Genomic DNA, 12591 nt, shown 5'->3' with positions numbered 1-12591 from the left:
AGCGAAGCTAGGCTAGGTGTGTGGGAGGCCTTTTTCAATACATTTCATTCTTCATACATACGTTAAAAATAAAAAAGATTGTAGAAAAACATGAGTTTCTCTACAATCTGACGTTTCTCCAAAAATGGAGAAACGTTTTTTTATGATGCAGAGGTTAATCGGTTCACAATAAACTCGAGCTGCCCTTCTAGTGACACTGGGTCATTAAAGAAGTAACCGACGGGGTCTATTTCAAATACATGTTTGTTTTGAACAGCAGGAAGTGATGTCCAGATGCTGCTTTTATACACTTGCTCTCCATTACTTTTAGAGCCGCTCCACGGACTGGTGAAAATATAGTCGCCTGCGAATTCTGGAAGTTTCTCAAGAGAAATATTTGCATAGCCTACGCCGCTATCGATGGCTTCTTTTTTGACTGCCTTCGGTGCTTTTAATTTCAACTCGTCATAAATGATTTCACCGCCGCGTGCAAATGTGTTTCCGAAAATATAAATGCCTTTATCAAATGGCGATACGATAGAAACCGTTTTGTTTCCGACAGCTTTTGTTACTTTTGGTTTCACTTCAGCGATTTTGGCATTCCATTTTGTGATCCAATCTGCTGCTTTTTTCGATGTGCCTGTCATTTTACCGAATTCTTTTAGCTGATCTTTAAAAGAATATTGATTGTATTTAATCGCAACGGTTGGAGCGATTTTTTTGTATTGATCAAATTTCTCATCTTCTCCCCAAGCAATAATCATATCTGGCTTCAAAGCTGCTACTTTTTCGACAGAGGGAGTCGTTCCAAGATTTTTAACTCCTTCCGTTTTTCCTTGATAGAAAGGGTTTTTGAAGATGGGCGCAGTTGCAGCCATCGGGGTCTTGCCAAGTGTAACGAGGTCTCCGTAGTAGCTTTCTGCAAGGAGCACAATTCGTTTCGGATCTTGAGGGAGTTTGACCTCACCTTTTGCATCTTGATAGGTGATCGTGTCATTCTTTTTGGCACCAGATTTTTTATTTGAAGTGCTGCCGCAAGCAGCTGTAAAAAGCATGAGGATGGTTAAGGAAATCAAAAGAAATCCAGTTCGTTTTTTCACAAAGGTTCTCTCCCATTCGAAGTTTTTGATAATGATTCTCAATATCAATTATATCGTAACATGATGGGAACAAAAATGCATCGGCTATTTTAGAACCAAAATGAAAATAGTGAAATTCTCCCGGTTTTTTTGGAGAAAATAAAGAAAATGATCAGAACAATGATTTCAAAAAGAAAAGAAAGTGATATACTAGACTTCGAGATTGATAATCATTGTCACTAATAAGGAATAGATATGAACGGAAAGGAAGAGACTGGTTTTGGGCTCACAATCGAATAAACAGCTGCCAGCCAAAGACGATGCGATTGATATTGTCACGAAGCCCTTTGGAACAGCAGCTGTTATCATCATAGGAATCATCGCTTTAGCATTTGGTCTTTTTTTATCGATATCACTAGGAGCGGCGAACATTCATTTGCACACTGTATGGGAAGCCGTCTTTCATTTTGATCCACAACAAACTTCACATCAAATCATCCGGGAATTAAGGTTGCCTCGTACAGTTGGAGCAGCACTCGTCGGTGCCTTTTTAGCCGTATCGGGGGCCATTATGCAAGGCATGACAAGAAATGCGCTTGCGTCTCCTGAAATTATGGGTGTGACAAATGGCTCTGCATTTGCGATTGCCATTGCGTTTGCTTTTTTCCCAGGGCAATCTTCTTTGACATTAATTCTTTGGTCATTTGTTGGTGCAGCACTCGGTGCCTCTATTGTGTTTGGTGTCGGTACTCTTTCAAAAGGTGGATTGACCCCAGTGAAGCTCGCATTAGCTGGTACGGCTGTTGGGGCACTTTTAAGCTCCATCTCCTCAGCAATTGCCATCCGGTTTGATGTCGCTCAAGACATGAGCTTTTGGTATGCTGGCGGCGTGGCAGGTGTGAATTGGAGCAATATTCACATCATTATTCCGGTTGCGATTGCAGGACTCATGATCGCGATGGTTCTTGCCCGCTCGATCACTGTTCTCAGCTTAGGTGATGAATTGGCAAAAGGACTTGGGCAGTACACGAAAACGGTCAAGGTGCTAGGAATATTGGTCGTCATTCTTTTAACAGGTGCTGCCGTGTCGGTGGCAGGTTCTATTGGTTTTATCGGGCTTGTCATTCCTCATGTCACTCGTTTCTTGGTCGGAGTTGACTATCGATGGATTATCCCATGCTCAGCTATTTTAGGGGCTGTTCTGTTAATTTATGCAGACATTGCTGCAAGGCTGGTCAATGCCCCATTTGAAACGCCAGTCGGAGCCATTACTGCGATTATAGGTGTTCCTTTCTTCTTATATTTAGCTAGACGTGAAAGGAGCGGAATTTAAATGGAAATGGTGCAGCAGGCAAAGAAAAAGAAATACAAACGAACGATGCTCATGATCTTTTTGTCGATCGTGGCTGTGTTCCTTATTAGTTTAAATACTGGAGAAATTCGTATTTCTCCGATGGATACATTGAAAACTTTTTTTGGATTCGGAAGTGAAATGGATGAGCTTGTATTATTCGAGTTCAGACTTCCAAGAATGGTCATCGCTTTACTAGTTGGCGCTTCTATCGCTGTATCAGGAGCGATTTGGCAAGGTGTTTCTCAAAACGGTTTAGCCGATCCCGGTATTCTTGGTGTCAATGCGGGCGCAGGCTTTGCAGTTGTTTTGTTTATTTTTGCATTCCAAGGCTCTATGTCGAACTTAGGTGATTTTACGATCTTTGTACTGCCGCTCTTCGCTTTTGTAGGTGCAGGCTTTGCTGCATTTCTCATCTATGTGTTAGCGTGGAAAAAGGGCATCACACCTGTTCGTTTGATCTTAACTGGTATTGGCGTCAATGCTGCATTTTCAGCAGCAATTGTGGTGATTCAATTAAAAATGAGCCCAAATGATTTTAACCAAGCGATTGTGTGGTTATCCGGAAGCATTTGGGGCTCAAGCTGGACGTATGTCCTGTCTGTCCTGCCGTGGATGCTGACTTTCCTTGTATTAGCAGTTGTAAGAGCACGCTACTTAAATATCATGAATTTGGGTGACCAGCTTTCCTACGGCTTAGGGATTTCGGTTCATAAAGAAAGAAGCTTTCTCATGCTGATTGCCGTTGCATTAGCAGGTGCTGGTGTCGCTGTTGCAGGAAGTATTTCTTTCTTAGGATTAGCTGCACCGCACTTGGCGAGAAAGCTTGTTGGACCGAAGCATCAAGGAATGATACCAGCCTCCGCTATGATTGGCGCGCTGTTATTATTACTGGCAGATACACTTGGACGCGTCATACTGGCACCATCAGAGGTGCCAGTTGGTCTTGTCGTTTCTGCTTTAGGCGCACCTTACTTCATTTACTTATTGATGAAAACGAACTAATGAGGAAGGAGAGTACAACATATGAAATCACTCGAAACAGAAAAGCTTTGTATTGGCTATAATGACCGTTTGATTGTAGACGATTTAAATATCAGTATCCCAAAAGGCAAGGTGACCACATTGATTGGACCGAATGGGTGCGGGAAATCAACGATTTTAAAAACAATGTCCCGTATCATGAAGTCCAATCAAGGAGCTGTTTACTTAAATGGCCAGGCCATCCATCAAACGCCAACAAAAGAAATTTCAAAACAAATGGCGATCTTACCGCAGACTCCAGAAGCTCCAAGCGGGCTGACAGTCTATGAGCTTGTGTCATATGGACGTTTCCCACATCAAAATGGATTTGGACGCTTATCAAATGAAGATAAACGAATCATCAGATGGGCGCTTGAGGAAACTGGGATGATCGCTTTTCATGACCGGCCAATTGAAGCACTCTCCGGTGGACAGCGTCAGCGAGTATGGATTGCGATGGCACTTGCTCAGGAAACAGAGCTGCTCCTATTAGATGAACCTACGACGTATTTAGATCTTGCGCATCAGCTTGAGATTCTTCAGCTATTAGAACGCTTAAACAGAGAGCAGGGCCGAACTGTGCTGATGGTCATTCATGATTTGAATCATGCAGCGCGCTTTTCACATTACATGATTGCCCTCAATCAAGGAAAAGTCATAAAAGACGGTACGCCTCATGAGGTCATGACCAAAGAGGTACTCGGTCAGGTGTTCCACATTGATGCAGAAATTGTTCTTGATCCTAGAACAAATAAGCCGATCTGTTTAACATATGATTTAATGAATCATGAAAGAAAGCTAGAAGCTGTGAATGGATAATAGTTGGACAAGGAACTCGGTGTGGCTACCGGGTTTTTTTGCGTCCCCCCGAAAATACCTAGTGCTTCCAATTTCTCCAGTTGATATTTTTTCGCTTTTATGCAGAAAAGAGGTACTTTTTTACTTTAGACAATGGTAATATACGGTTAGAGATCATAGCTGGAAAGGAAAGAGATGCGTGGAAACAGCAAAAATATTGATTGCAGATGACGAAGAAGCAATTGTGAAAATGGTTGAACGCGTATTAAAAAAAGAAGGATTTCAACATATCTATAAAGCCTACCATGCAGATGAAGCATTAGATGTTGTCAAAAACGAGGACATCCACCTCTTACTTCTAGATGTGATGATGCCCGGTAAATCTGGCTTTGATGTTCTTCCTGAAATGAGAAAATATACGAAAGCGCCCATTTTCTATTTAACTGCAAGAACGTCTGATGTAGATAAGCTGACAGGCTTTGCGCAAGGTGCAGACGATTACATCACAAAGCCATTTAACCCATTAGAGCTAGTGGCTAGAATTAAGGCCCACTTAAACCGAACATATATCTCCTTACAGGAGGAGCAAGAAGAGGCTCAAAGCCAGTATGAATATGACCATTTCTCCTATCATCCTCATGCAGCCGAATTGAAAGTGAGAGGAGATGTGACGGCATGCTCTGCTCAGCTTCTGTCCTTGCTGAAGTACTTTTGTGATCATCCGAATGTGGTTCTTTCAAAAGATCAAATCTATGAGAAAGTATGGGGCGTTCCATCATATGGTGATAACAACACCGTCATGGTTCATATTCGAAAGCTGAGAGAAAAGATTGAATTAGATCCGAGTCAGCCCGAATATATTGTGACCATCCGTGGTATGGGATATAAATTTATTCCGCATCCTGTTAAGGTTCTTAATTAATTCATGAATTTACGAACAAAACTTTTCTTTCACTTTGTCGGGCAAATGTTTATCGTCATTGCGATTCTGTTGATCGGGAATACGTTCTCTGAGAATCTATATTATAAAAAACACTATGAGAATATGACCGAAACTGGTTTAACAAAGGCTGATGGGGATACACTCATGAGCTGGCTTTATTTTAACGAGGATGGCAAAATGGAAGCTGAAGACCAACTCAAACAAGCAGTGAAAAAACGTGACGGCTGGCTGCAAGTGATTGATTCAAAAAAACATAGCGTATATAGCTATCACCTTCCTAAAAATATTCCAACATCCTATCAAAAGGATGAAATGATCAAGATCTTTGAAAAAAGACAATTTAAAGATTACAAGATGTACTTCTGGCCAATTGAGATTGATCAAGAAAGCTTTATCGTGTTATATGGGTTCAAAACGAACAGCATAAAGGTAGCCAATTATCTGAAGCAGCATGAGAAAAATCTGGCTGCACTTTCTCAATATTCGGTTGAAACGAAAAAATTTTTGAAAAGAATGAATGGATCGGTGCACCTGTTCAATGAAGAAGGAAAATATTTAAAAGGCATTCGAGCCAAAAACGATTTGAAACATAACGTCACGGATGTTGAATTGCTCAAGTACCAATCGAAGCCTTGGGAGTTTAGAAGTGACCTGTCTTATATCAAAGTGAATAAAAATCTATATTTGATCGTTTCGGTGCCAAACAAAGTATATAGCCCAGACGAGCTGTATGATAAAGAGACAGATGCTTTAAATCAATATACAACCATCCTGATTGCAGGTCTTGCACTCACTATTATTATTGTCATGACATTATGGTACTCGTATCGCTATGGGCTGCCGATCTATCACATTATTCGCTGGCTGATTTTTTTATCAAGAAATAAATTGCAGGAACCAACAAACAGAAAAGGGATTCCAGTTAGTAAAAATAAAAAGGGCCGTATTAAGCGGGAATACCGGTTGTTTGAGGATATCCTCAAAACAATGGATCAGCTCACGAATACCTTAAAAGAGAATGAAGCAAACCGCAGAAAAATTCAAACCACAAGGGAAGAATGGATTGCAGGATTGTCTCATGATTTGAAAACGCCCCTTAGTACGATTTACGGCTATGGACTGATGCTTGAATCTAATCAATATCAATGGTCCAAGGAAGAAGTCATGGAAATGGGACAGGTCATCCGTGAGAAATCAGAGTATATGTCGACCTTGATTGAGGATTTAAACCTCACGTATCGACTGAAAAACGGCGCATTGCCTATTAATCGAAAACCTGTCGAGCTCGGTGAATTCTTAGCATCCATTATGGACGAGTTTTCAAGAAGCTCATTTTCAGAAGATTACCCATCCTCCTTTGAAGATCAAACTGATGGTGTCATGTTTGAGATCGACAAAGCCTGGTTCAGACGAGTGATTGAGAACCTGCTAGCGAATGCAGTCAAGCATAACCAAAAAGGAACTCATATTACAGCTACCTTATCTGAAACAAATGAGGAAGTTCGGATCGAAATGAAAGACAACGGATGCGGAATGGCACAAGAAACGGTTGATCATTTATTTAACCGCTACTACAGAGGGACAAATACGAACGATCCAACGAATGGAACAGGACTCGGGCTGGCGATTGCAAAAGAGCTTGTCTTGCTGCATGACGGTGATATTCAAGTTGAAAGTGAACTAGGTGCAGGAACAACTATTGCGATTATCCTAAAAAAATCATCACCTGTAAAATAGCAAAAAAACGATTTTCTTTTTTAAAGGAGATCGTTTTTTCCTATTTTAGGATTGAAATCAACTTTGTAAACGATTACAATAAAATTGTTAACGTGAACAAATTATTTTTCATTCTATAAGAGAGATGGGGGAGTTTCATGAAAGCCTTTTTAGATGAGCAGTTTTTACTGAACAGTCGAACGGCGGAAAAGCTATACCATGAGTTTGCAAAAGACCTTCCGATTATAGATTACCATTGTCATTTAAGTCCAAAAGAAATCTATGAAAATAAAACATTCCAAAATATAACCGAAGCATGGCTTTACGGAGATCATTATAAGTGGCGTGCCATGAGAGCAAACGGTATTCCTGAAACACACGTAACAGGAGATGCATCAGATCATGAGAAATTTTTAGCGTGGGCAAAGACCGTTCCAATGACCATAGGAAATCCGCTCTATCACTGGACTCACCTAGAGCTGAGGCGATATTTTGATGTAGAGGAACTTTTGAATGAGGAGAACGCAGACATCATCTGGCAGAAAGTAAATGAAAAGCTGCAGGGAGAGGGTTTTGGTGCGAGAGACTTCATTGTGAAATCGAATGTTGAAACGGTTGTGACAACAGATGATCCGGTCGATTCGCTTCACTATCATCAAAAACTGTGGGAAGAAGGATTCTCTGTGCAAGTGCTGCCAGGGTTTCGGCCTGATAAGGCACTCGATATAACGAATGATCTGTTTGTCGAGTATGTTCATCAGCTGGCAGAGGTTTCAGCTATCACCATACAATCCTATCAAGACTTTTTAAAAGCGCTTCGTGTGAGAATTGATTTCTTCCATGAACAGGGCTGTTTGATCTCAGATCATGCCATCAATGAAATGACGTATGAAGAAACGACAGAGGAAGAAGTCGAAATCATCTTTCATAAAAGACTGTCTGGGCATCCATTGACGGAAGAAGAGAAGATCAAATTTAAAACGCAGACATTCATTATGCTAGGTCAGGCATACTGTGAGCGGGGCTGGGCGATGCAGCTTCATATCAATGCGCTTAGAAACAATAATACGAAAATGTTTGAACGGCTCGGACCTGATACGGGGTATGATGCGATGAATGATGAGGACATTGCAAAGCCGCTTTGCCGCATATTAGATCGTTTAGAACAAGAACATGCACTGCCGAAAACCATCCTGTATTCCTTGAATCCTAGGGATAATGTGGTGATTTCAACATTGGCTGGAAGCTTTCAAGATGGGAAGACACCTGGGAAGATGCAGCACGGGACAGCCTGGTGGTTTAATGATACGAAGCAAGGAATGACAGAGCAGATGATGGCTCTTTCCAGTATTGGACTGATCAGCCGTTTCATTGGTATGCTGACAGATTCACGAAGCTTTCTGTCATATACAAGACATGAATATTTCCGAAGACTGCTTTGTGATATCATCGGAGATTGGGTAGAAAAAGGAGAAGCCCCATATGATCTCGAGCTGTTAGGGGAAATCGTGAAAGGAATCAGCTATGAAAATGCCAAGCAGTATTTTCAATTTGACCGAGCAAAGCAGCTCCAGCATCAAAGCAAGATCACGTGAAGAAAAAGGCAAGAAAATGAAAGCGGTTTTATGATAAGATGGTAAAAAATCATAAAAGGCGGAATAGCATGACAGTCACAATTAAAGACATAGCAAAATTGGCAAACGTCTCTCATACCACTGTATCAAGGGCTTTGAATAACAGTCCTTTTATTAAAGAGAAGACAAAACAAAAGATTTTGTCGATTGCAAAACAGCTGAATTATTCACCGAATGTCCATGCCAGAGGCCTTGTATCACAAAAATCATTTACAATCGGTCTGTTTTTTACGAGTTTAACAGAAGGCACATCCTCAAGTTTTTTCGTGGATGCGTTAAAAGGCGTCAATAGTGTCATGACAGAACACTATAATCTGTTTGTACGAGGGATTGACGACTTTCACGATTACACAACCATTCATAAACAACGCTATGATGGCATTTTGCTTATGAGTCAAAGCGAGCACGATGAAGCGTTTATCCATCATGTCAAGAAACAGGGCATTCCCATCATTGTGCTGAATCGCCGTGTGGAAAGTAATGAAGTGATGAATATATTAGCTGATGATAGTCAAGGGGCATACCAAGCAGCGCACTATTTCATACACCAGGGGCATAAACAAATCGCCATCATTGAAGGGAAAGAAGGCTTTAAATCGACTCAGGAAAGAAAAGCTGGCTTTCTGCAAGCGTTAATTGATCATCATGTGCCAATGAAGAAAGAATATATGATCACAGGCGACTATCATATGAAAAGCGGCTATGAATCAATGGAAGCCTTGCTGACTCTTGATGAGCCGCCAACAGCACTTTTTTGCTCAAACGATGACATGGCCATTGGGGCGATGAATGCTTTATATGCAAAAGGCAAAACGTGTCCAGGCGATATCTCTATTATCGGTTTTGATGATATTGCATTTTCATCCTATACCACGCCTGCACTGACAACGGTGAAAAAGCCGATTGAAAAAATGTGTGCACTTGGAGCAGAGGCTATCCTTTCAGTCATAAACGGTGAAGAGCAAGAAGAAGATCATATGGAAAAAGTGTATGTACACACAGAGCTGATGATCAGAGATTCAGTCAAAAAGGTGCAGTAACCGGCATCTTTTCAGAGAGAAATGTTCACGTGTGCAAAAACATACAGGGAGGGTAAACCATTTGAAACGATTATCTAAAGCCATATACCCGGCGGCTGAGTATCCAGAAACGATTTTGCAAATCGGTGAAGGGAATTTTATGCGTGGATTTATCAATTGGCACATCCAGAAGCTGAACGACTGCACAGATTTTAAAGGAAGAGCCGTTGTTGTTCCTCCTCGAAAAGGGTCAGTTGCAGCTTTAAATGAACAAGATGGCTTGTACACCTTATGTATTCAGGGCTATCATGACCAGAAAGAAATGAATGAACGCATGGTCATCCAATCGATTAGCAGAGGAATCAGTACGTATACCGATTACGAAGGCTTTTTACATGTAGCTGAAAACCCGGATCTGCGCTTCGTCTTCTCAAATACGACAGAGGCAGGGCTTGTGCTCAGAAAAGAAGATCGCTTGGAGGATCGACCGCAGGCAAGTTTTCCAGGAAAGCTGACGGCCTTCTTGTATCATCGGTTTAAAGCGTTTTCTGGAGATGAGCACAAGGGGCTGCTCATCCTGCCTTGTGAATTGGTCGAGTACAACGGTGATCGATTAAAAGAATATGTGATCGGCATGGCAGCTGAGTGGAATCTTCCGCCTGCCTTTGTTACTTGGCTGAAGGAAGCCAACACGTTCTGTAATACGCTTGTGGATCGGATTGTCCCTGGATTTTCTAAGGAAGCGGCTGAAGCCGTACAAAAGGAAGAAGGGTATATAGACGAATTGGTTGTCACGGCAGAATATTATCACCTGTTTGTTATTGAAGCTCCTGCCTTTGTTCAAAAAGAGCTTCCCTTTCAAGAAGCAGGACTAAATGTGCTTTTTGTAGAGGATATTGCGCCTTACCGAATGAGCAAGGTCCGCATTCTAAATGGAGCACATACAGCGATGGTGCCGATTGCGTATTCATGTGGTTTAGAGACCGTAAAAGAGGCTGTGGAAGATGAGCAAGTTGGTCCGTTCATCAGACGTATGCTGGAGGAGGAAGTGCTGCCAGGGCTGAAGCTTCCTGAAGATGAGCTGTTTCTTTATACACAATCTGTTTGGGACCGCTTTTGCAATCCATTTGTGAAGCATCAATTACTGGATATTGCTTTGAATGGTGTATCTAAATTTCAAACACGTATTCTTCCGTCCTTGCTTGATTATGTCGTGCTTAAGAAACAGCTGCCAATGAAGCTTGTCTTTTCACTTAGCAGTCTCATTTATTTTTACAGCGCAAGCGCAGATAAGGTAAAGGATGATGAGAATGTGATGACATTGATGAAGGAAGCCTGGGAAGAGGAGAACCATTCCAATGAAACGATTGCAGTCCACATTCTTTCAAACGAGCAATTATGGGGAAGGGATTTAACCGATATAGAAGGATTGAGCCGCGCAGTAGCCAATCAGCTTACCTTCATACAGGAGCATGGGATGAGAGCAGCTGTTCAGCGAATGCTGCATCATCAATATGAAAGTCAGGGGGAAAAGGCATGAAAGACTTTATTGTGATTCACCCTTCAGATAATGTAGGTATCGCTTTAAAAGTGCTTGAGCAAGGTGAGAAGCTGCAGCAGCAAGGACATACAGTTGTCTTAAAAGAAACCGTCGCAAAAGGTCATAAATTTGCTTTGGCTGATATCAAACAACGAGAGAATATCATCAAATACGGCTATCCGATTGGTCATGCAACGAATGCGATTTCTGCCGGAGAATGGGTGCATACGCATAACATTAAAACCAATCTATCAGGCAAGCTCGATTACGAATATCGACCTTCTTTAACAGAAAACCCCTATAAAAAAACAAATCTTACTTTTAAAGGCTATAAACGAAAAAATGGCGAAAGTGGTATACGCAATGAGCTTTGGATCGTCCCAACCGTCGGCTGCGTCAATGGCATCGCGGATCAAATCATCCAAATATTCACTGCTGAAATGGGCGGAAACATTCATCCTTTTGAAACGGCTCTCGTATTAAAGCACAATTATGGATGCTCACAGCTTGGAGATGATCATGAAAATACAAAAACCATTTTACAAAATGCCGTGAAACATCCAAATGCTGGAGGGATACTCGTTCTAGGTCTTGGTTGTGAAAACAATGATATTGAGGATTTTCAATCGACATTGGGGGAGTATGACCGTGCGAGGGTGAAATTTTTAAGAAGCCAAGAAGTAGGGGATGAAATTGAGACGGGAGTTGCTTTACTCAAGGAAATTTATGATGCGGCGAAAGAAGATCAGCGTGAAGAGATTCCGTTATCTGAGTTGAAAATCGGCTTGAAGTGCGGAGGATCAGATGGGTTCTCCGGTATTACTGCAAATCCGCTTTTGGGCAGGCTGTCCGATTTTATTGTGGCCCAAGGCGGAACGACGGTGTTAACAGAAGTGCCCGAAATGTTTGGTGCTGAAACGATTCTTATGGAGAGAGCGGAATCAGAAGAGACATTCGACAATATTGTGCAAATGATCAATGGTTTTAAACAATACTTTCTGGATCATCGACAGCCAGTATATGAAAATCCTTCCCCGGGAAATAAAGCAGGAGGAATTTCGACATTAGAAGATAAATCTCTCGGCTGTACACAAAAAGCAGGTACTTCTGACATCAAAGATGTATTGAAATACGGAGAGCTGCTGAAACGAAAGGGACTGAATTTATTAAGTGCGCCTGGTAATGATCTGGTTGCTTCATCCGCCCTTGCAGCGTCTGGCTGTCAGCTGGTGCTCTTTACAACAGGCAGAGGGACACCGTTTGGCACATTTGTTCCAACAATGAAGGTATCGACCAATACCTCTTTATATGAAACAAAAAAACACTGGATTGACTTTAATGCTGGGGAATTGCTTGAGGATGTACCAGAAGATGTGGTGCTAGAAAAATTCATTTCAACGATTATTGATGTGGCGAGTGGAAAGCTGTTAAATCATGAAAAAAACAATTTTAGAGAGCTGGCCATTTTTAAAACAGGTGTCACACTTTAAGGCGACTGGGGGATGAGAA

Annotated in this window: 10 protein-coding genes; 9 read left to right on the top strand and 1 reads right to left on the bottom strand. The window is 41.6% G+C overall.

The annotated features are described in order from the left end of the window. Positions 1-140 precede the first annotated feature (140 nt). On the bottom strand, positions 141-1079 hold the full coding sequence (locus ACSLGF_RS17400; RefSeq protein ID WP_456007485.1) for an iron-hydroxamate ABC transporter substrate-binding protein: 939 nt from the start codon (positions 1077-1079) through the stop codon (positions 141-143). A 259-nt stretch (positions 1080-1338) separates the two neighbouring features. Here ACSLGF_RS17400 and ACSLGF_RS17395 point away from each other — a divergent pair, with 259 nt between their 5' ends. From ACSLGF_RS17395 to ACSLGF_RS17355, 9 genes are all read left to right on the top strand, one after another. Beyond that, the gene (locus tag ACSLGF_RS17395) at positions 1339-2391 is read left to right on the top strand and encodes a FecCD family ABC transporter permease (protein WP_456007483.1); all 1053 of its coding nucleotides are present in this window, start codon (positions 1339-1341) and stop codon (positions 2389-2391) included. Further along, positions 2392-3414: a FecCD family ABC transporter permease gene (locus tag ACSLGF_RS17390; protein WP_456007481.1), complete on the top strand. Its 1023-nt coding sequence runs from the start codon at positions 2392-2394 to the stop codon at positions 3412-3414. It begins immediately after the preceding gene. Positions 3415-3435: 21 nt separating this feature from the next. Then, entirely contained in the window at positions 3436-4251 is an 816-nt protein-coding gene (locus ACSLGF_RS17385) for an ABC transporter ATP-binding protein (RefSeq protein WP_034316854.1), read from the top strand. A 178-nt stretch (positions 4252-4429) separates the two neighbouring features. Continuing rightward, on the top strand, positions 4430-5152 hold the full coding sequence (locus ACSLGF_RS17380) for a response regulator transcription factor (RefSeq protein WP_456007479.1): 723 nt from the start codon (positions 4430-4432) through the stop codon (positions 5150-5152). A 3-nt stretch (positions 5153-5155) separates the two neighbouring features. Beyond that, entirely contained in the window at positions 5156-6910 is a 1755-nt protein-coding gene (locus ACSLGF_RS17375; RefSeq protein ID WP_456007477.1) for a sensor histidine kinase, read from the top strand. Between the two features lie 137 nt (positions 6911-7047). Continuing rightward, positions 7048-8484: a glucuronate isomerase gene (gene uxaC / locus ACSLGF_RS17370; RefSeq protein ID WP_456007475.1), complete on the top strand. Its 1437-nt coding sequence runs from the start codon at positions 7048-7050 to the stop codon at positions 8482-8484. Positions 8485-8552: 68 nt separating this feature from the next. Continuing rightward, entirely contained in the window at positions 8553-9563 is a 1011-nt protein-coding gene (locus ACSLGF_RS17365; RefSeq protein WP_099728489.1) for a LacI family DNA-binding transcriptional regulator, read from the top strand. A gap of 61 nt (positions 9564-9624) precedes the next feature. After that, positions 9625-11082, top strand: coding sequence for a tagaturonate reductase (locus tag ACSLGF_RS17360; RefSeq protein WP_456007473.1), 1458 nt, complete (start codon positions 9625-9627; stop codon positions 11080-11082). Further along, the gene (locus ACSLGF_RS17355) at positions 11079-12572 is read left to right on the top strand and encodes a UxaA family hydrolase (protein ID WP_456007471.1); all 1494 of its coding nucleotides are present in this window, start codon (positions 11079-11081) and stop codon (positions 12570-12572) included. Before ACSLGF_RS17360 ends, ACSLGF_RS17355 begins: the two co-directional genes overlap by 4 nt. Positions 12573-12591: the final 19 nt, after the last annotated feature.

It is taken from the genome of Bacillus sp. A015, assembly GCF_053851875.1.
This window is presented reverse-complemented; position numbering and strand designations above follow the sequence as displayed.